The sequence below is a fragment of the Mycoplasmopsis mucosicanis genome, from assembly GCF_006546935.1.
GTDB lineage: Bacteria > Bacillota_I > Bacilli_A > Mycoplasmatales > Metamycoplasmataceae > Mycoplasmopsis > Mycoplasmopsis mucosicanis.
This window is the reverse complement of record NZ_SMDN01000011.1, coordinates 1-23,833: the sequence shown is the minus strand read 5'-3', so window position 1 is coordinate 23,833 and position 23,833 is coordinate 1. Positions and strand designations below refer to the sequence as shown.

The window sequence follows — 23,833 nt, the reverse complement described above, 5'->3', positions numbered from 1 at the left end:
TCGCTATGCCTTGTAATTTGTCTGAAAATTAAATCATTTTTTGCTGCATATCTCTGATTTTCCATAACAAAATTGTATTCCTTAGTTGAATTCTAACTAAGAGGTTCATTCTGTTTGGTATTTGAAATATAGAAAAAATAAATAAAATTTTTTAATCATTATTAATTAATTGCTATATAATAGTGCAATATGAATATAAATATTTGAGCAGGTAAACGCATGATTAATATCTTCTTTGAAAAAAGATGTTTTTAGTTGTGTGCTCAAATGATATGTTGCTATAAAAATAATAATATAGTTAAATGTAAATGACGGCCACAACGTCATTTATTTTTATTTGTATTGTTATAAATTAAGGAGAACAAAATGAGAAAAAAATGGTTATTATCTTTATCTACACTAACAGCAGCAATGCCTTTCCTTGCTGTTGCATGTTTTAACGATGCAAAACATCAAAAAGAAGTTGAATCTAGTGACAAAAAAAATAAAAAAATAATAGATAAGACAAAAAAAGCACTAGAAAGCAAAGAAAAGAATAATAAACTATTGGCTCATGAAATTGAGATTCTTAAGTCACAAAATCACGCAAGCGAACAAAAGCGAGAAAATCTTGAGCAACAAAACGAAAAACTTCAACAAGAAATCGATGCTTTAAAACAACAAATTGAACAATTTAAAGGTAAACAAGTTAAAAAAAGCACTCTTTCAGCTAGAAAATTTGCAGAAGAACTAAAAAAATTCATCACCGAAGATATTCCAAGCGCTTTGCAGCAACAACAACCCGAAATATTTGCAAGAGATCAAAGTTTAATTGAACAAATTACTAAAAGTGTTGATGCAACATTTGAAGATTATGAAAAACTCAATGAAAATGTTGAAAATATGTGAAATTGACAGCAATTGATATTGCCTCTTATTTCTCGTGCTTATGTGTTATTAAACTATACATCTAATAATGGTGTTCCAGTTACTATTACAAAACCAAAATCTGCTGTATTTGATCTATTGTTTGACTGAAGAATTAACGATTTGCAAAGAATTATTGAAGGTATTGAAGCAAATCCAGATTCATTGTATGATGAAAAAGGTAAAAATACAAAGACTCAAAAACTTAATTTATTACACGAAATAAAAAACACATATCAAGATCTTAAAAATAGTTCATCTCTATTCATGCATCAAATATCAAATTGAGCTGAATTAGAAAGTGAAGCTGGAGCAAAACAATTATTTATAAAAACCGGTAGCACGCATCAAAGAGAAGTTTTACCAAGTTTCCATTTACCTAATTTCAGAATTTCTCCATTCCCTATTTATCAAACAATTGAAGATGAAGAATTCATAACAAAAGTCAAAGATGAATTCCTAAAATTAAATATTGAGTATCAACAATGGTTGTCTTCTGCTAAAAAATACATTTCTTCTGTAAGATTTAAAGAAACTTTTGATGAAGTAATTAAAGTAACAAAAGTAATTTATAGTTCTTTAATAGATCCAAATAACTTGAAATATGCTAACGATTTCAACACATATAAAGAGTTTGAAAAGTTTGTTGATGATGCTCGTAGTCTTCTTAAAAAAGTAAAACTAATCAATCCTTCGCTTGAAAAAAATGTAATCGATAAAGAAGTTGACTATGAATTTGACAAAACCAAAGATGGTTTTGCTAAACGTTTTGAAGAAGAATTTAAACCAAAATCAATGAAAAACGATAAAGAAGCTCAATATTTATATGAAGATTTTTATGAATACTATTCAAAATTTATTGATCGTGTATTCAGAAGTCCGAAAGCAACATTTGTTCAATCATATGATAGATATGCTCTATATTTATCAGTGAAATCTGAAATTGATAAATCAAAAGAAATTATTAATCTTGCTAAGGATTTAGGTGTTGAGTTTAATGATGAAAAAATTGGTTCACAAAAAGAAAAATTCAAAAAACTAATGGATTCAGAAAGAAAATTCATTGATTCAACCACTAAAACATTGGAAGAATTTAAGTCAATCGTCGCTAGTTTGGAAGACAATACGACTGTATCATCTGTTGAGCAAGCAAAAACGATAATCAAAAATCTAGTTGAAAAATCAACAAATGCAAAAGAAAAAATAATTAAAAATCTCACGGAAAATACAAATTGAAATTCATTATTTGAAGAAGATCAAATTAAAAAAATTCAAGAATTGTTCAATAAACATAGCGAATTAACTAAGTCAATTAGTAGTGATGAAAATAACCTAGAAAAATTAAAAGGGTCAATAACAAAAATCAATAAATCGGCACATGATATTAATGACGAAATTTTTGCAAAACCTAACTCAATTACTGCTGACTTATATCAAACAATAGAAGATTCAAGACAAAGTATAAAAAGATACGAGCGAAAACTTGCTGCTCTATCTGAAACATCATCAATTATCCCTGCACAAGAAGTAATTGTTTTATTGAGATATTGACAAAATATATTGAAACCAGTAAAAGATCAATTGATGTTTAAAGAAAATCACCCTGATCGATTTCTAAGTGCATACTTCATTAAGACCTTTAAAGAACTTGAAAAAGATTATAGATTTAAGGAAATTACTGGAGTAAAAGCAGATGAAAAAAATTGAGATATTGAATCTGAAGGAACTTCTATAACTCCTCAAAGTTTACTTGCTGAATTAAAAGCACTTGAGCAAGAATATGGAAAAGCATTATTTGACTTTATGAAATCAAAAGCCAGTCCTCAATATCCACGAATTAAAGAAGCATTAAAACAAAATGTTCTTGTTGCTAAAGAGAAATATTACAACTGATTAAAAGGTCTAAAAGCAAGAGGCGTAACTCTTCCAAACAAATTTATTTGATTTGGCTCAGGGTCATATTTGTATCCAAATGGCTTTGATCAACCACTTAAATGAGTTGCTTCTAATTTACTAAAATATTATGCACAAGTTTATGCAAATACTGAATTGTTAGTAAAAATTGGAACTGGAAACTTTTATAACAAATAACCTTAATTATTAAGGAGGCAAAATGAAAAAAGAAAAGAAAAAAATTAATTGAAGAACATTAGTTTGACCTAAATATTTAATATCTTTAGGTGTTGTTTCAATTGCTGCTGCAGCAACTTTAGCTATTTTTAAATACAATTCAGCCAACCCGCAACTGCAACAAGGGACAGCTGCGCAGTATTTAAAAAATGAGTTTCTAGATCCTTCAGCAACTCCAAAAATGATGCTTGTTAATATTGCAAAAGACAAATCAATTGCAGAATTTGATCCAAAAAGAGGTGAAGAAGGAAGCGTTAAAGTTGGAGATAATTGAGTAGAATACAACCAATTTTTGAATGATTATTATAAAGAAAACAAAGCGTTGCCTTATTTAAATATTCGATACGGTTCATTTGATTTCTATAATGAGTATTTAGAAGCAGTTACTGCTAAAGATTTCTATGAATTTACTCAATGATTTATGAAAAATGTGTCTTGAGGACCTGAAATTATTACTCTAAAAGAATTCTCAATTGTTAAAGGTGTTGAACAAAAAGGAAACAGCATAACATTAGGTGCGCACGCAAACCAAGAAAAAGAAGTTACAACAATCAAATTTTTCCCTGACGCTTTCTTTGGTTCTCTTCCATTGCACTCAAGATTAAGTGGTTCAGGTAATGCACCTGATTCATTGCTTTATAAAATCAACAAGAAACTCTTAACATCAGATGAAATTAAGAAATTCCTTGAAAAAACTAATGAATACAACTCATTAGCAAACATTTCAAAAGAAACTCTTAATGACCAATCATTTAGATCAATCAATGATAAACGTGCATTATTAGGCAAAAAAATCTTTGCAGTTAAAGGTCCTAAACTTGATGAAGTTGAAAAAAATGCATATAGTTCAATTGAAAAAGCTCGTTTAGGTGTTCATTCAGATTATGTTTCAATTGTTTTTGCTAATGACGAAAAACAAGCAAAAGACAAATTTGCTTCTCAACTAGCAACTTATGCAAAAACACCAGTAGCTAAATATATTTCAGACATCTCAAAATACACTTTTGAGCAAAAAACCATTGTAAATGCAGTGATTCAAGAGTATCAACAAACTCAAAAACAAGGTGCACACGATGAGTATTTACAATTAATTTTTGATGATGGCAAAACATTTGTTCTTAATGAAGCAATAGACAATGTTGAGTATCATAATGCAAACGGCAATGCAAAAGCTGATATTGTTGAAGATATTACTCAAGGTTTTGAACACGCTAAACAAATTTATTCAAGTTTAGTGTCAAATGTTGAAGCACTATATTCTAAATATTTCACTGAAAATAAATTATTTACTGAAGAAAAAAGAAATAAATTAAGTCAACTAGTTCAAGAACTTGAAGAACTAGGCTTAATTGAACAAAAAATTATTGAACTAAATAACTTTATTCAAAGCCACCAAAACACAAATCAAGGTTTTCTTGAAAGTGAAGTAAGCAGACTAGATAAAGAAATAGCAACTCATCAAGCAGAAATTAATGAACTAAATACACAAATTAGTGCTAAAAGAGAACACTTATCAAAGAATTCTCTTGATGAACAAGCAAAAAATCAAGGTTATGAAGAATTAATTAAACTTCAACAAGAACTAAAAACTACAGAAGATAAATTACATGAAGCACTAAACAAAAAAGAAAAAATAGAAAAAGAATTAGCACAAATTAAGTTGAAAGGTCCTTTAGCTGATCAACTTAAAAATGCACACGATGAAATCATTAATTTAAACAATAAAAAACAAAAAAGCAATCCTGACTTGATCAAAAAAGAGATTGCCGATTTACTTGTTTCAATAGGCTTAAAAGCAAATCAAGCAGACGCATTAGTTGGTCTTGAAAAACTTCACAATGAAATCAAATCATCAAAATTCCAAAAAATAACTGAGAAATTTGACACTGATACTCAAAAAGCTCAATACACATTAGATTTACGAATGTTTGTTGCGCAAAAAAATCCTTACTATGTGCTTTATAATGAAATTTTAGGTGGAGATCCTTTTGCAAAACTTAAACCAGAATCACCTCACGTTGTTCTTTATTCAGTTGACACTGCTTTCTTACCAACTCAATTAATTGCACTTGATGAGCTTAAAGATCTTATCAATCATACTCAAGTAAATTGAAGAGATTATTCAAACCTAGATGGATTTTTACGTTCGCAAAACGATATTAAGACTAAAGAATTCTATGTTTATGCACCAAAAATCAATGAAATAAGCAAAGAAGTTAAAATTGATGAGCAAAAACTCAATCAAATGATTGATCAAAAATCATCAAAATATGATCAAATTGTTCAATCATTCAGTAGTGATAAAGAATTAAGTGAAGCTTCTCAAGCTTTCGATTCAATAGTAAAAAACTCTCCAGTAAGTGTGTTATTTACTGAATTTGAATCAATTTCAAAAGACATCTCTTACACAGTTGACCATTTTATTGCAAACACTAAATTACAATTACGTTTAGATGTTTTAAATACCATTTATAGAAATGATAATCTTAAGACAACATATTATCCTAAAATTACCGAAGCTATTGACTCTGATTCACTACTAAAAACACATAAAGACGACATTGAAAATCTATTCAAAACTGCTTCAAAACTCAAATTAGACTTAATTAAACAAAATAATTCATTTAAAGATGAAATTGTGCAATTTGTTAAAAAACTTTATGCAGGACTTCATGCTATAAATGATTTTTATAAAAAACACTCAGAAGACTTTAAGAAATATTCAGACACAAGATTCAAAGTATTTGACCAAAAAATTGCTCAAATACTTAATGAAATTAAGTCTGTTAATTTATCAAACGAGAAATTTTCGCAAGATTTATCTAAAATTTTAGAGTTCTCAAAACAAAAAGTTGCTGAATTGAAAAGTTCTTTAAGCAGTGTTCCTCAAGAAATTATTGACTTAAATACTCAATTTTCAAACTCAATTCAATATGTTAATAGTTTAATTGACGATAACTTGTTATCGTACGAAAATTATTTTAAGGAAAACTTCCCTTTTTATGCCTCACTTATTCTTACTGATGTGTTTGCAGAAATTGGTTTTAAAGGTGAACAAGAAAATCAAAAACGTAAATTTATAGGTGCTTTAGTAAACCCTGTTTATTTATTGAAAGAACATATTTCGCATTTAAATACTCAAAAAGCGACTGATTTGGAACAAAAAGCAGTAAAACTTGAAGAATTATTGAGTAAAAATGGCATTAGTGAATCTGAAATTAAATCAATAAAAGACCAAATTGTTGATGCAAAAGCATATGCAAATTACTATAAAAATTTAGCCAAAAAAACTCTTGGTGATGATCAACTTGTTGAAAAATTATCACAAATTAATGAACTTAGAGAAGCATGAAACCAATACGATTTTGATGCAAAATCTACCTATGATATTGATGCCTTACCTGAAGAAATATTCGAAAAATATAGAGATAAATTAGGCGGTTTTGTTGGTACATTCAATGAATATATGAAAATATCAACAAAATATAACGATGCTTTCAATAATATTAAAGAAAAATTACTCACTGATGCTCAAAAACTTTACATGAATGCACACAAAATTGTAGGTTTAGATTCAACATTAAACACATCTCTTCAACAAACAAAACAGCACGCTTTAAACATCTCAAGAAGAGATATTATTGATAACGTTGCATACAGTACTCTTGAAAGTTCAAAACCAATAGAGCTCAATGAAACTAATAAATTAGTTGTTGCTAACTCAAAAATTGAACTAATTGATAAACTCACCAAATTAGGCATCATTAAAGAACGAAATACTGATGAACTCAATGAGTTTGTTGCAAAAAATGTACATAAAGTTCACGTAAAAGACTTCAAAAAAGACAATTCTAAATTGATTTTTACATTGATTGATTCTAATAATCAAAGCAAATTGAAAGATGATTTAATTCATCAACAATTAAACCAAAAGTACTTAAAATTCAGTGTTGACGCAAAAAGTGTTGTTGCTAAAAACAAAGAAACAATTAGAGAAGTTAAAGACTTTCTTGCATTACTAGGATACAAATTAGTGTTGCAACCTTCAACAATTAAAGAAGAAGGAAGTAAAGTTGTTGTTGATGAAAATGGTCAATCAAAAACTGTTTCAACATTCAACATTTATTCAGAAGCTTATGATGGATTTACTGAAGAATTACTTGCAAAAGTTCCTTGAGCAGGTGAGTATTTAGATGAAGAACACCTTGAAAAGTCGTTGAATGAAAAAGGTGAATTTGAATACAAAATTGTTAAAGGCAAATTTTTAGGTTTTAGACCTGATTCAAGAATTGGTCTTTGAGCATTGATTGCAATGGCCAATCCAAAATATAAAGGTCTTTCAATAGATTTCCTTAAATTTGTTGCAGCTCACGAATATGGTCACCACATTACATTGAATGCTGCTCAGGATCTTGGTGATAAAGGCCAAAAACCTTTATTTGGTTCAGCTCTTCTTCCTGGTGCTACTCCAAGCATCAATAATTACTACTCAAGAGACACAATCGATCTTTATTTAAAAGCTCGTACTCACTTAGGTCTTAACTCTTCTCCATTTTTAAACCAACCTAACATACAAAGTGAAAACAACGAAGGTGAGTACTTATTATTCAACGAAGCACACAAAAAAGGCGATAAAGTTGTTATTGATAAAAGTACTCTTGAACAAAGTAAAAATGTTTGAGGGCATGAAATTGGTAAAGAAGACTTAAAAGATGTTCTACAAAACGACGCAAGAAGATTTGTACAAACATATGAAGGCTTGCTTAAAGCTACTGAAAAAAGACGTCAACAAAACGGTTTAAGCGATCCTAAAGACCAAAAATGACTTGAAGTTTTTGACCTTTGATTAATGAATACTCTCGACCAAAACTCAGGTACATTGAACCCAACAAAAAATTCTGATAGCAAAAATCCTGTTAAATATATGATCAAAGATAAAGATGGTAAATGAAGATTCAAACCAGCAACTTTAGCAATGCTTAAAGGCGTGCTTAAAGACGGTAAAGGAAACGACATTGAATTTGAAGAACTAAATGGTCATATTGTACCTAAAATTGTTGAAGGTCAAAAAGATGCAGATGGTAAATACATCAAAATTACTAAAGTTCTTGTTTACAATGCAAATGGAACTCCAATTGTAAATGTGCCTTTAAACATTGATTTTACAAGCAAAAATAACCCTTATCTTGAATTAGATGGTAACAAAAATGTTACAGTTGACTTTATTGATGCAAAAATTAAAGAAGCAATTAGAACTATTGTGTCTTTAATTGTTGATGAATACTCAATTAATGGTTGAGATAAATCAACAACCGATACCTCAATTCAGCCTTCAACTCAGATTGCTTATCCAAAATATTCAGAATTTCTTTCTTCTGCAGAGAAAAACTATAACAATTCAATTCTAAAACCATATGTTGGCTACTTAAAATCTCGTGATGTAAAAACAGGCGCACTTAATCCTAATTTTGCACGAGCATCTTATTATGATTCAGAAGGCAATGAAGTTGACTTAAGCAAAAATCCTCTTCCTGTACCTGGAATTCCAGGAGGTCTAGCTCAACGTCTTCGATACGAAAATTACTACTTAAGAATTGCTTATGCTCAACAAAAAACAAAAGCAGACATTTCGGATCTTATCAATGCATTCTACTCAAAACCTGGTCAATTTTTAACAAGTTTTGGAGCTGGTGGAAACCACTCATTATGATTGAATTCTAATGAGCAATATATAGCAAACATCGCACTTGAAGAATCTTATGAAGACATTAATATTTTTGGTGATGATGGTGTTCAAACATTTGACTTGAAAAAATCTCCAAAATCATTTGGCTACTTTATCCCTGGAATTTTAGGTAATAATCCTAAAACCAATCAATATTTAGTCCTAGATTCTCATGGAAACATTGTGCAATCTAGACCTTCGCAATCTCAACCAAATGGACTTGATTATGCATCAATTACTCAAATTAAAATTAATGAGTCATTGCTACCTAAAGACGTTGAAAGATCGCTATTTGAAAGTTATTTCATAATGCAAAATGGTGCTAAAAAATATGGTTTTGACATATCTTTTAGCGATATTGATTCATTTATTCGTTTTGCTTCAGTTGATACAACAAAAGCTCAACTTGATCCAAACAAAAAAGTAGTAAACTGAGACCTTGATTATGTAAAAGAACGTTTTGATATAGAAAAATTTGTTAAAGGTCTTCAAAATGCACTCTCAACTCCTAACACATTGAGTGCAAAAGAAAGACAAAGACTTTTAGAATTACTTAATCTCAATGATCAACAAGCATTCGCAAACGAAATAATGTCAAGATTCAGCACTTCAAGACTTGCACTATTTATGAAAGATATTTCACTCAAAACAATTAATGACAAAATCAATGAAAATCCTGAAAATGTCTATAGATATGGCTGAATTTTTGATAAATCTCTAGGTTATGGTTTATTCAAATCTGAAGACGTTGTGGCTGCAAATCACAATGACAAAAATGCATTCAAAAACTGAGATATCAGTGTTAAAGTGCTTTTTGATTCATTTGAAAAATTTGCAAAAACAAATGATATTGACTTTGCAAACCTAACTATTTTTGATGAACTTGTTCTTGATTCAAAAACACAAATTGCTTCATCGCAATTTGTATATAACGTGTTTGCAAACAAATTTTCAGTGCTTGACTTATTGCTTTCTTACTCACGTGGCTATACTAAAAAATCACGTCCAACAAACGATGTTGAGCAATACTTTAGAACAAAAACAGAACGTAAATTCAATGAACAATTCTCAGACTATACTTACTCATTTGCTGAAGTTATCAACCGTGATAACTTGCAAATTACTTACTCACCTTCAAACAATCAATTTGCAAACTTACCAAGCTTTTTAAGTAATGCAAGTGAAGCAAATACTGGACTTGAATATGTGGTTGATGGTACATACACTGATCGTTGAAATAAATCATTGATTAATTACTCAAGTAGAGATGGTGTAAGTGTTCGTCAAGCAATAATTGATTATGAAACCAAAGCCGATGATGAAGAAAAATTAAGAGCGCAAAAACTTGGTAAACGATTTGTTGAAAGTTCATTCAAAAAACAAAGTGATTTTTCAGAAGATGCTAACAAGTCTTCAACATATTTTGGTAGATTTAAATCAATTAACAACGGCTGATTTAAAGATAGATGATACAGAGATGTATTGAACTTTAGACTTTATGATGATGAAGGCAAACCTATTGAAGATGACACCATCCGAATCAATGATTTACAAGGCAACAAAGTAACAAATCGTCCACAAGCCTTTTGACAATACTACATTCAATCTCAAGGTGTTGGTAAAAGAAATCTTTCAAATATCTGAAGAAATACTGACAAAGATGCAGTTGCTTTATTTGGTTATTTAAACTCGCAAGATGCTGCAAAAGTTGAATACTTAGTTTTTGAAGACATTCAAACTAAAGAGAAAAAACTACTTAAAATCAATAAAACCAATGCAAGCAATATGTTCTACTATAAAACTCAAAACGTGAATAATGAAAAAGATCCTAACGCAAGACACTGACTTAAAGATGAAGCATACAAATATGACGATTCAAATGGCCATCATGAGGGTAAAGGATTTGTTGCTTGAGTAAGTGATTATGCAATTATGTCTAATTATGCAAATAAACTTCTAAGTCCTGGTCATGAATACAAAGTCTACTTTGCAGCAGACCAAAGCGGTCAAAAAACACTCAATATTGATTTAGGAACCTATGAAAGTGTTTCTGAAAATGGTAAAACATTCTCTCAAGCACCAACAGCAGTTTATGTTAAAGATATTGATGGACAAAAACAAACCATTATGCGTGTAGGTGTGCAATTTAATGGAGCAAAATAAGGAGGAACTATGACACTTAAAAAATTACTAACCTCAAAATTATCTTTATTGTGCTTAGCAACTCCTTTGATTGTTGCTTCATGTGCAAAAAGTGATCAACCAAAGTCAAAGACAAAGACTAACCAAATCAAAAAAGACTATGACTTAGGCTTAGCAACTCAACCAATTAACTCATTGAACTACATTAAATATCCTTCAGTTAATAAAGTTTTACCTTCGCTAGTTGAACCTCCATTGAAAACAGGTCCTAATGAAACTATTAAACGTATTGCAAACATACCACGAATCAATCTTGGTGTTTATAATATTAGTGATGGTGGCACATTGGATGATTATTTAAAAAATAATCCAAATCCAGACAACTCAATAAGCACATTGCCTCTTGATGAATTTGGTGCAGCTCCTGGCTCAATTTCAACTGATCAAAGTGAATATTATTCAGTTCATGCACTCACAACTGACTCAAATAAATACATTTCATTGAATGTTTATCTCAATGAAGGTCAATCAAAATGAAGCAATGGTGATGTTGTTAGCGCCGATGATTATATTGATGCAATGCACTATATCTTTGATTTAAGCACTGGTTCACAAAAATTAACAACAATATTGCAAAGTAAATTTAAATCAAGTTCAGAAATGGTTGAAGCTCAACAAAAATACATTCAAAAACACGCTCAACCTTACAAAAACCCTTTTGCATATCCTCCTTTAAAAATGGAAGAAGGCAAATTAGTTTATGATGTTTTTAGCGATGATTATGAACCTTGAAAATCTCAAGTTGAAGGCGATGAGGCTGAAGTTGAAGCAATCAAAAAAGCAGCACTTAATCTTGGATTTTATTCAGGCAGAATGTATTGAAACCTTGATAACAAAACAGTTCTTAGTTCAATACCTTACTCACCTGACTTTGATTTTGAAGCAGAAAGCACAATATTGATGCTTCCTAACCCTGAATACTCATTAACAAAACACACAGAACAAGAGCTTGAAAACATTCCTCAACGTATTCCAACAAAAGTACGTAAATATCTATATTTTGATCAAAAACAATCAACATCTAATGAGTTCAAAAAACTAGTTCAAAGATCAAGAGAACTTAAATACAAATTAGGTGCTCTTAGTTATGATGAAAATGATCCAGACAAATATACTCAAGGTGTCAACAAGTTGTATAGATCTTTAAGTATTGACGAAAACAACACAATAAGCAATGATTTCGTCAAAAATCTTAAACCAAAAGACTACATGCAAAATAGAATTCTAGCAAAAGATGAATACACATTAAGACTAGCATACGATGATTTTCAACCTACTGACATTAACAATGCATTCAGAGATATAAACTCAGTAGTTGTACCTATTAATAGACGTTTTGTTGAATCTCTTGGTGGAATAAATAACTTTGGTTTAAACAAAGAATCATTTTTAACTAATGGTCCTTTCAATGTTGATGACTTAGTTCTTGGACCTCAGGGATACATTTTATTGAAAAAGAATACTCAATATTACTCAGCAGCCAAAACAATTTCAAACAATATTAAGATCTTCTTTTCTTCAGATCCTAACATCAATGCAGCTTTATTTGAAGATGGTTACATTTCACAAACAATCATTCCACCAGTTCTGCAATGAACATATTGAACTGACTTAACTAAACGAAAATATATGTCAAAATTCACTGGTTTTGGAACAATTGCTTTTGCATTCAACTTGGATAAAGAAACCAATGAAAAATCATACGTAAACGACATAAATTTAAGAAATGCAATCTATTATGCAATCAATAGAAATGAACTTCTTAATATAGTTGGTTGATCAAGTTCATTCCCTGTTATCACTTGAACTGCATTTGGTCAAGCAGCATCAAGTAATGGTGATGCTATCGAGGCAGGTTTTGAATATGACTATAGCTTCACAAAATATGGCGCTTATCCTGATCAAATTGCTAAAGACAACTATTTAAACAACTCAACATACAAAAATTCAAAACAAGAGGCCAAAAAACATAACTGAGGAATTCCAATCCCTGTGCAAAACTACACGCACCTTGATCACATTGCTAAAACAATGAAATTCGAGACAGTTAATCGTGTTGATAAGGGCTTCCATCCTGATGTTGCTCGAGCATACTTAGAAGAGTTTAAAAAACAACACAAAGACTTAAAACAAGTAACCTTGCGTATGATTACTAATTCAACCGATGAGCAAAAAAATGCTGCAATTGCACTAAAAGACTTTATGCGTAAAGCGTTTGATGGCTATATTGATATAGATATCAAAAACCTACCTGAAAACGTGTATGAAGACTGAAGAACTACTGGAAATTATGATATTCTTTATCGAAACTTTGACACCTTTGGCTCTGATTTATACTCATACATTCGTGTATTTCTTAAATCAGATGGAATCAATACAGCAAACCAAAAAACAACAGGATTTAGAAACAACCCTTCAGGAAGTTGAACCTACGATCAATGATTTAGAGAACTAGGTTATTCAAGAGATGAAAATAACAATATTGTAATTTTAGACAAACAAAATGAAGCTAAAATTAATGATCTAAAAAATAGACTTAGAATTCTTGGTGAAAAACCAAACATTTGAGACAAAATCGTTGATATTTCATTGCTAAAAAACAATGAAGATATCAATGACTATACAAAAAGACACTTGCGATTCTTAACCTCACAGTTCACTAAAGAAGAAAAAGAACAAGGTTGAAGTGAAGCAAACGCGATTGCTGTGGTTGCTGGTTTTGAAAAAATAGTACGTGAAACTGCACCCGTAATTCCATTAATGGAAGTCGACACCAACTGAGAAGTTTCACGTGTTAATGGTTCTTCAAACCTATATACATACTCATTGCAGTATGCTTATGATGTTGAAAATCCACCAATTCCATCATTACCAATAATCATTAAAAACTAATAAGGAGGCAATATGAAGTTAAAAAATTCACAAATTATAGACGCAGAAGAGCTAAATTTAAATGATAAAAACTTAACATTAAAGCCTTCTTACGTTGATTTTAATAACAAAATTAAACCAAATATATCAAAATGAGCCAATGCATTCAATATCAAATCACCACTAGTTAATTCATTATTTAGATTTTTATTGATTGTATTTGAATTCTTTACAGTAGCCTGGATTGTTGTTACAATTACATTTTTCCTAATTAACTCAATACCGGGTTCAACAACACTAACTAGTGGACTTGATGAAGCATCAAAAAAAGCTATTGAAGCTACTTATGGTTTAGACAAGCCACTCGTCCAAAGATATTTTATTTATCTAAGAAACATTTTCCATGGAGACTTTGGAATTTCTTATTCAGTGTTTCCTGGTCAAAATATCAACGATTTTGTGTGAGTTCGTTTCTATAAATCGTTCTTAATTGGTATTTTTTCAGTATTTTTAACACTAATTATTGGTATTCCAGTTGGAGTTTATGTTGGTATGAACCCTGACAAATTACCTGATCACTTAGCAACTGTGATTGTTTCAATTTTCTCTTCAATTCCTTCACTTGTATTTGCATTATGACTTTTACTTATTGGTCGTTCAGTAGGAATTCCTTATCTTTTTGACCACAAAGACATATCAACATACATACTGCCAGGACTCGCGCTTTCGCTTGGTTCAATAATTGTCTATATTAAATACATTCGAACCGAGCTAAATAGAGAACTCAATTCACAACACGCAAAATTCTGCTACTTAAAAGGTCTTTCTAAAACACGTTTTGTTTGAACACACGCTTTAAAACCTTCACTTTTCCCTATTGCTACATTCTTTCCGGTTGTAATCTTTGGCAGCTTTATTGGTAGCTTATTCATTGAGCAAATATTCTTTATTAATGGTTCAGGAGGTCTATTGCTTCATGCAATAACTTCAAAAGACTACAACATAATTTTATTCATGGTAACTTTATTCTCATTAATCACAATACTTTCATACACATGTAGGGACGCATTGTACAAAGCAATTGATCCTCGTGTGAGAAAAAGAAGATAGGAGGCATTATGCTAAAATGAAAATTTTTAGAAAAAAAACACGTTTCACCAAACAATGAACACGGTGCTTTTCTTGCTCCAAATAGATTTTTGCAGCCTCTTAACTACAAAAAATGAGAATTAATTGGCAACTTATTTGAATACCATGAATCAAACACAATTAAGCAACAAAAGAACAAATGAAGCGAACTTTTCTATAGATTTTCTCGTAGTTTTGCTGGTGTATTTGGCTTTGTATTATTTATATCAATTGTGCTTTTAGCGATCTTTATTCCTTTCTTTACTAAAGATCCAGATAAGTTAGATATATTCAATAGATTTCAAAACTTCTTTGAAACTCCTTCTTCAATACTAGGGACTGATTTTTTAGGTCGTGATGTATTTGCTCGTCTATGATGAGGCTTAAGATGGTCGCTTTCCTTGGCTTTTGTAACTGCAATTATTCAAGTGTTTGTTGGCTTAGTTATTGGAATATCTATGGGTCATTTTAGAATATTTGACAAAATAATGACCTACATAATTAAAGTTATTTCAAACGTGCCTTCAATAATCATTTTAATTGTTATTACTATTGTTTGAAAACCAACATTCTGAGTTATGGCCTTTGCTTTAACATTTACTTCTTGAACGGGCATTGCAAACCAAATGCGTTCTCAAGTGTTGCGTGCTAAATCCTTTGAATGAGTATCTGCTTCTGAAGTTTTAGGTACGCCAACATACAAAATTCTATTCAACTACTTACCTGTTGTTATTCCTTTGCTTGTTACTGAAATTGTTTTCCACATTCCTGGAGTTATTCTTTCAGAAACATCGCTGGCCTTCATTGGATTAAGTATTGATATTCCTACTCTTGGTAACTTAATTTCTGAAGGTTCAAAAGTATTTACTGCATATCCACGTTATGTTTTATTACCTAGTGCTATATTAGTATTGCTTACTACATCAATTCAATTAATTGCCGCAACTATTCAAGATTCACTATTGAGACAGAGATAATTATGGAAAATAAAGACTGAAGAAAATTAAATTACAAACAAAAAATTGAATACTATGCAGCAAATATGACAACAAATCTTAGCACAGGTGAAATAACTAACAACGCACCATACTCAAAACTTTATCCACAAGTTATTCAAAAAAATGCCAAACCGCACCCTAAAGATCTTTTAGTTGTCCGAAAAGATAAAAATAGATCATTTTTCCGCAATATTAAAGATTTTTGAGGCAATCTTTTCTATAGAATTAGCAAGCTTTTCAAATTCAAAAAACGTCATGAATCTAGTATTGATATGCAAAGTTATATTGATGCAGCAAAAATTGATCACGTTTTAGGCGAAGATCTTAAAGTCGCTGCTGAAATTGAAGATATCTATTTAACTTTCAAAAATCCAGCCGATCCTAAAGAAAAAAACCTTGTTTTAAGAGGTCCTAGCCTCAAAATTTACGAAGGCAAAGTTCATGCAATCATTGGTGAATCTGGTTCAGGTAAATCAGTTCTTACTTCATTGCTTTATGGTCTTACTGGAAATAACTCAATTATTGAATCAGGTACTGTAAAACTTTATGGTCTTGAGGTACAAAATTTTAACCTTTTCAATTGAGAAAAGTCAAAATTAAGAGGCCGTATTGTCTCAGCAGTATTTCAAAACCCTCTTTCAATTCTTGATCCAACAATGAAAGTTGGAAACCAAATTATTGAAGGTATGCTAATCAACAATATTTGTAAAACACGTAAAGAAGCATACAATGAAGCAATAAAATACTTAAAATTAGCTAAAATCAACAACGCTGAGAGCGTAATGAAATACTATCCTCACGAACTTTCAGGTGGTATGATTCAACGTATTGCAATTGCTGCAATTATTAGTCTAAAACCTAAAATCCTAGTTATGGATGAGCCAACAACTGCACTTGATCCAACTGTTCAAGCACTTGTGCTTGACGTTGTACGAGAATTGCAACAAACATTCAAAATTGCAATTGCTTTCATTACTCACGACCTTGGAGTTGTAGCATCAATTGCTGAATTCATTAATATTATGTATGCTGGTCAAATTATTGAATCAGGTACTCGTGAAGAAATTTTAATGCACCCTCAACACCCTTATACATGAGGACTTATTGAATCAATGCCTGATTACAACAATGATGAAAGATTGAATGTTATTCGTGGAGCAGTACCTAGTTCACTAAACAAAATTAAAGGTGATGCATTCAGTGTGCGGAATGATTTTGCTTTAGCAAAAGACTTTGAAGAAGAATCAGATTTCTACTTTGTTTCTGCAACACACTATGTAAAATCAAGTCTTCTTGATCAAAATGCTCCTTTTTATGAGCCACCTAAAATAATCCAAAACCTTTGGAAACGTTATTTCAATCGACTTGAAAAAGCACATAACTACAACTATTTTGTTGATCAAGCAACCTACCAAAGCGATTTAGAGTCAATTAGCAAACACAATCAACACATTTTAGAAAGCAATATTAATCAAGAAAGCGAGCAAGAGTAATGGAACAAAATATTAAATATTATGTTGAAAATGGCTTAAGAGGCAAAAAGATTGCTCGTGCAATTCGTCCCGGAACTGAAGAAATGCTAAATTGTGTTGATAAAGAAGCTATTGTTAAAATTCGGAATATGGATGTTGTGTATGGTTATGGCGCTAAAGCATTTTATGCTTTAAAAGACTTAAATTTGAATGTTTATAAAGGCGAAGTTTTAGGCCTTGTTGGTGAGTCTGGTTCAGGTAAAACTACTGCAGGACGTGCAATTATTGGACTTACACCACATGCATTTGGCCAAATTCAAATACTTGATAGAATCATTCCAAAAAACCGTGAAAAAGTCAATCGTTGAAGCAAAAAAGGTAAAGAAATTATTGATTTTATGGTCAATAAAGTGCAAATGATTTTTCAAGATCCAACCAATAGCCTCAACCCTTTTAAAAACGTTGAAGCAATCATTGGCGAGGGTTTAACTAATGCAAAAAATTCACGTTATCTTTATTTATCAACATTAGATATAGACACATACATTGAACTCAATAAAAAACTTATTGCAATTAATCCTGATAAAGCTTTATCACAAGATTGCTGGCACGATCTACAAAATAATTGAGAAACTCTTGAATCACTTTATGAGTTTGTGTATATTGAAACATATGATAAATTTGTACAAAATTACTCACAAAAATTAACTTTAGAGCAATTTGAAGAACTTAAATTATTTATTGAAGAACGCAAAGCTTTGCGTGATCAAGAAGTTAAACTCAATGAAAAAGAGTGCAAACGAAAACTAATTATTGATATTCTAAAACAAGTAGGTCTTGATGAAACTGTTTTAAATAGATTCCCGCTTGAATTTTCTGGAGGGCAACAACAACGTGTTGGAATTTGTCGTGCAGTTGTACTTCAACCACAAATTATTATTGCTGATGAACCAATTAGTGCACTTGACGTTTCAATTCAAGCACAAGTTATCAATATTTTTAAAGAACTAAAAGAAAAATTCAATCTTACTATCATCTTTATTGCACACGATTTAAGAATGGTTGAATATATTTCGGATAGAATTGCTGTTATAAACAAAGGGACATTACTAGAAGTAGGTCCAACTAAATCAGTAATCCATAATCCTCACCACCCTTATACTCAATCACTTTTAGATGCAGTTCCATCAATTGAAGCTGAAAAAGGTTCTTTAGTTGGTAAAATTTATGATCCAACCATGCATGAATATGATATTCACAAGCAACCTAAATGACAAAAAATATCTGACCAACATTTCGTACTAGCTAGCGATCAAGAGATTGATACATTCATAGAAAACGCAAAAACTTACAAATCAAAATTCATTTAATATCAAAATGCCTTTAAGGCATTTTTTTGTTTTGGCATGTCTTTATTTACGGTATAAATGTGTTAATATACCTGAAAACAATGTATTTTAAATGTTGGATTATGAAACAAAAATATATTTTAGTTGTAATTTTAAAAACTACTATATAATTTGTATCTTAATTTTTAAGGAGTAAAACTAGAATGAAAAAACGCAAAATTTTTATTATTACTGGTTCAAGCATTTTGCTTGCAACTGCGGTTTTTGCAACTGCATTTACAACATTGAAATATAAACCTGAATCGGCGAGGCCAATAAGCATTGATCAAGTTGCTAAACCAATAGAATCACAACCTACACCAAACTCATTTGATGTATCTATACAAAATGACGAACAAACAAGCGCTCAAAACGAGAGCGATGATTCTTCATCAATATCAATTGACGACTTATTTCAAATCGATGAAAATGAAACCGCTGATTTAACCAGAAACAACATTGACCAAGATAATTCTTTGGTTATAGACAAAGACAGTGATGAAGCAAAATTTAAAACAATTGAATTACCTTCTGAGTTCGATAAGCCAATTGGTAAAGATAGAGACGGGTTCAGTATTCCAAGCGACAAAAATGATGAATTAATAAGCGAAAATACACAAAATACAGTGGTTAACGTAGTTTCTTTAATTGATGAAAAAATGTCTATAAAAGACAAAATTTTTAGTTCTACTCCATACAATACATTAGATATTTTTTCTTCAAAAGAAGACAAAATATCTCACAATATAACAACCAATCAAGACATCATAATAAAAAGCAATCAAAACTTTGAGATTTATACTCAAGCAACACACAAAGTGTTAGCAAGTTTAGAAGATTTATTGAATACTACAAAAATTGATAATCTTAAAGACGCAAGCGAAATAAAAGAAAGATTTAAAAGAGAGTTAGTTAATTTAATCAACCAAAGAAGAAGTGCAAACCTCACTAGATTAGCAAACAAAGAAGAAATTGAGTTATTCTTCAACGAGTTTACGCAATTAATAAACACAGATGTAAAAAATGTAATTGATTGAGTGAATAAATTAAGTGTTGCTGATTTAAGCTCTAATTTAAATAAAGTGCTTACTACAAATTTTGATAAGACAAATTTGCACAACTTACTAAACGAATTTGTTGAATATTATAACCAACAAAAACAAATTACAATTTCTCGTGTTAAAGACAGACTTTCTCATTTAAGCGCAACAAATAATAAAGAGAATGAAATGACATGAGCTGAGGGTCAATACTATGTTGAATTTAAGGATAAATTGCAAAATTCAACAGATATTTCATTAGATTTGGTTGAAGAATTAGAAAAAGATTTTATCTTTGGGCGTTATTATGATTCAAGAAGATTACACACATCGCTTGACACACTGGAATTTATGATTAAATTAATCAACGAAAATCGTGAAAAACAGAAAAAATCAAAATTAGACTCCTGAAAATATGAAAGACTAATTAATGATTTTAGATTTCATGGAAAAGCAAATAGGGTAAATGTTGCTTTTTGGCATAAATTCAATAAAAACTATGAAACTTATAGCGACAAAGACAAAAATAGTAGAACATTAGACGATTTCGCTCTTTTATGAAGTCAAATTAATAGTAAATCAAATAGTGAAATGCAACAAATTTTCAATGCAGGCTTGCAATGAGATTCAGTGCCATATAGTAATGTAGCATCTCTAAAATTTGGTGATTTTAAACACAACAATCAAAATAATGTTATAGATAAAGCATTAAATTTAGCAAAACAATATCAAGGTTGAAGCAACATTGAAGAAATGTATAATGCAGTTGACCAAATTACCAGTGTAGGACTAGGTGATTTTGTTAAAGATAAAACACGTTCAACTTCGGGTTATTATTCATTTATCAATACATATTCTTATCTATACAGACACAATAAATTTATTAAGCAAGCATTTGACCAAGGTGCTAAAGCATATGAGACACTTGGAAATAAAACAATAACTCTAAAAGACATTCAAAAATAGCATAGTTAGATCTATGCTATTTTTTTCAAAAGTACTCAAAAATGAGTATATTCGTAAATTCTCCTCAATAAAGTTGCTAATTTTGTGGTTCTTAGCATCAAGATAAAACCAACAAGTTAATATATTGAACATCAGTATTTTTAAGCAATGTAAAAATACTAGTATTTTTACATTTTCAAACACAAAAATTAAGTTTCTAACTATCATTTTATAAAAAAAGAAAGGAAAAAATGAAGAAAAGCGATATCTTATTTTCAAAATATTTTGAAGACTGAATAAACATATATAAAAAAGGTTCAATAAGAGATGTTAGTTTTCAAAAATATATTCTTACTCTCTCATGAGTTGTTAGACTCGCACCAGAATTAAAACTCCGCGACCTTGATCGAATGAGTTATCAAAAAATCTTAAATGATTATGCGCTCGAACACGAGAGACAAACAACAATGGACTTTCATCACCATTTAAAAGGTTGCATTTTAGATGCTTTAGATGATGGTATTATTCCAGTTAATCCAACTCGAAAAGTAGTCATTAAAGGTAAAAATCCACGACCTAAAAAACCTAAGTATATAAGCCAATTTGAGTTGCAATTGTTGATAAAGTCTTTACATTTAGGCGATAAGATTTCAATGGATTGACTTATTTTGCTAGTTGCAAAAACAGGTTTAAGATACTCAGAAGCATTGGCCATCACACCTGAAGACTTCGATTTTACTAAACAAACATTGAATGTTTCTAAAACCTGAAACTACAAAGAACACGGTGGATTTAGTCCAACAAAAAATAAGTCATCAATTAGAAAAATACCTTTAGATTGAGTAACTATCAATCAATTTAATGGTTTAGTTAAAAATGCTGAGCCAAATAAACCTATCTTCGTAATCAAAGAAAAAATCTATAACTCAACGGTCAATGATTTGCTATTTCGTCGTTGTGCTGAAGCTAAGATTCCACTTATCTCAATTCATGGACTAAGACACACTCATGCCTCGTTGCTTTTGTATGCAGGTGTGAGTATTGCTTCAGTTGCTAAACGACTAGGTCATGCATCGATGAACACAACTGAACGTATATATCTACACGTTATAAATGAATTAGAAAACAAAGATATAGATCTTGTTATGCGTTCAATATCAACACTTAATTAATACAAATTTGAGTACGAAAACACACATTTTTGTGTAAAAATGTGTGTTTTCATATTCAATGATGTATTTTTAATTATTGTCTGTTTCTTTTGTCACGCATTGAATAGATAAATTCTTCAATATGTGATCTAATGTGGTGTTTTTTAACTTTTTTAGGATTAATATCTTTGATATTAGCAATATATTGTTTTGTTGCTTCATTAAGTGAGTTATCTAACAATTCGTCTAAGCGACCATAACTGTTTAATTCATCATTTGAATTAATTATTTCTTTAAGCTTGTCGTAGTTGAGTTTGAAAGCATTGCAAATTTCTTCAATTTTTGAATTTTCTTCACGTTCAATTTCTTTTTGCAATTCTGCTTGGAAGTCGATAGTGTTTGGAACAATTCCATTAAATTGTAATTTAATGTTATTGAGAACATTACGAGCAATTTGTGCTTTTCATTTAGGCATTTTAGCAAATTCATTCTCTATTTCAGCAGCATTAACATTTTCATTTATGATTAATTTTTGAAGGTACTTGTAGTCAATATTTTCTTGAGCAGTATCAACAATATCTGTAAATGCATTGTAGTCTTCATCTATTTCGATGTTATCATATTCATTAGTACTGATGTCTGTTTCTCTTATTTTTTCGCGATTGATATCGCGTAATCTTGCATTAATTTTTGAAATATCATCACGAGTGAATTGCAATTTGTCAGCATTGTTTTCTCATGTAAAACCTTTGAGTTTAATGCAGTTTATATATTTGTGTATTTTGTAGTGATTTAAAACAATTTTTTTAACTTGACCTTTGTACAATATAAAGTCGTCAGAATCGCTAGGATCAACATCTAAAATATCTTCAAAGTTAGCATAACCTCATTGTACAAAAATACCTTTGATTACCTTAAATGCTTCATTGAGCTTGTTATAGAAATCGTTAATATCTTTGACTTGAACCTCATTTAAATTAGCTTCAGCATAGATTTTGAATGCTTCACGAGTGTTGAATTTCATTGTGTTCGGCATACGGTAATAAACAACTTTACCAAACGGCTTTGTTGATTCGTCAAGAATTCGATTGGTTCGTGATATTGCTTGGATTAGGTTTTGATATTGCAATGTTTTGTCAAAATATATTGTGTTAATATATTTTGAATCAAAACCAGTAAGCATTTGATTTACAACAATTAGCAAGTCAAGACGTTCATTTTTATATTCATTGCTATTCAATTTAACATAATTATATTTGCGCGCTAATCTACTTGCTAGATCTTTTTTGAAATCTGCATGTGTTTCAAATTTTCAGTTTGTATTGAAGTCTTTGTTGTATTGAGCAATAACTGCTTCAATGTTATCCCTACGTGTTTCAAGTTTTTCATACTCATTTGCTTCGCGATCAAGTGTAGGATCATAAAGTAGTGTAAATTTAAAATCGGCAGGTTTTAAAGGATTTTGGTTGATTATTTCAAAATATTTAATTGCTTCTTCAATTTTACTTGTGGCTAAAATTGCACTAAAGTTTCTTGCTCCACTTCTGTTGTGTCATAATTTGAGCATATCAACTACAAGTGCATTTTTAAACTCATCTGTATCGTAGAATCCTCTTTCTTTAAGTTCTGCTTCAAATTCAGCATTTTGTTCATAATTTTCATCAAGATTGCATTTTTTGAAACAATCATATGTGTTAATTAATTCTATTTCATTGTCTGCTAACTTAGGTCTAATTTGTTTGAATGCATTTTTGTGAAATCTAAAACATAATGAACCGCTTGAGATAGGTTAGTTTAATTGTAAATGTTATATCATGTTTGTTAAAAATAACTAACAAGATTTTGATTTTAATACCGTTATTTGATAGTTTTTTTTG

At 30.2% G+C, this 23,833-nt stretch carries 10 protein-coding genes; 9 read left to right on the top strand and 1 reads right to left on the bottom strand.

What is annotated here, in order from left to right; genetic code table 4:
* Nucleotides 1-366 precede the first annotated feature (366 nt).
* The 9 genes from E1I18_RS02940 to E1I18_RS02900 all read left to right on the top strand — a co-directional run bounded on the left by E1I18_RS02940 (nt 367) and on the right by E1I18_RS02900 (nt 21,977).
* The gene (locus E1I18_RS02940) at nt 367-2,997 is read left to right on the top strand and encodes a hypothetical protein (protein ID WP_141484109.1); all 2,631 of its coding nucleotides are present in this window, start codon (nt 367-369) and stop codon (nt 2,995-2,997) included.
* Between the two features lie 22 nt (nt 2,998-3,019).
* A complete protein-coding gene (locus tag E1I18_RS02935) occupies nt 3,020-10,924 on the top strand; it encodes a PDxFFG protein (protein WP_141484108.1) in 7,905 nt (2,634 codons plus the stop codon).
* 9 nt (nt 10,925-10,933) lie between these two features.
* On the top strand, nt 10,934-13,855 hold the full coding sequence (locus tag E1I18_RS02930) for an ABC transporter substrate-binding protein (protein ID WP_141484107.1): 2,922 nt from the start codon (nt 10,934-10,936) through the stop codon (nt 13,853-13,855).
* Between the two features lie 12 nt (nt 13,856-13,867).
* Nucleotides 13,868-14,944 carry an ABC transporter permease gene (locus E1I18_RS02925; protein WP_141484106.1) on the top strand — a complete coding sequence of 359 codons (1,077 nt, stop codon included), beginning with the start codon at nt 13,868-13,870 and terminating at the stop codon, nt 14,942-14,944.
* An 8-nt stretch (nt 14,945-14,952) separates the two neighbouring features.
* Complete coding sequence (locus E1I18_RS02920; RefSeq protein ID WP_141484105.1) at nt 14,953-15,939, top strand: ABC transporter permease; 987 nt, start codon at nt 14,953-14,955, stop codon at nt 15,937-15,939.
* A 65-nt stretch (nt 15,940-16,004) separates the two neighbouring features.
* A complete protein-coding gene (locus tag E1I18_RS02915; RefSeq protein WP_141484110.1) occupies nt 16,005-17,453 on the top strand; it encodes an ABC transporter ATP-binding protein in 1,449 nt (482 codons plus the stop codon).
* Entirely contained in the window at nt 17,453-18,802 is a 1,350-nt protein-coding gene (locus E1I18_RS02910; RefSeq protein WP_141484104.1) for an ABC transporter ATP-binding protein, read from the top strand. The genes E1I18_RS02915 and E1I18_RS02910 overlap by 1 nt, the downstream gene beginning before the upstream one ends.
* A 182-nt stretch (nt 18,803-18,984) precedes the next feature.
* The gene (locus E1I18_RS02905; protein WP_141484103.1) at nt 18,985-20,826 is read left to right on the top strand and encodes a hypothetical protein; all 1,842 of its coding nucleotides are present in this window, start codon (nt 18,985-18,987) and stop codon (nt 20,824-20,826) included.
* A 230-nt stretch (nt 20,827-21,056) separates the two neighbouring features.
* Nucleotides 21,057-21,977: a site-specific integrase gene (locus E1I18_RS02900; protein ID WP_141484102.1), complete on the top strand. Its 921-nt coding sequence runs from the start codon at nt 21,057-21,059 to the stop codon at nt 21,975-21,977.
* A 73-nt stretch (nt 21,978-22,050) separates the two neighbouring features.
* On the opposite strand, the gene E1I18_RS02895 is transcribed toward E1I18_RS02900, so the two are convergent.
* Nucleotides 22,051-23,523, bottom strand: coding sequence for a type I restriction enzyme subunit R domain-containing protein (locus tag E1I18_RS02895; protein ID WP_141484101.1), 1,473 nt, complete (start codon nt 23,521-23,523; stop codon nt 22,051-22,053).
* Nucleotides 23,524-23,833: the final 310 nt, after the last annotated feature.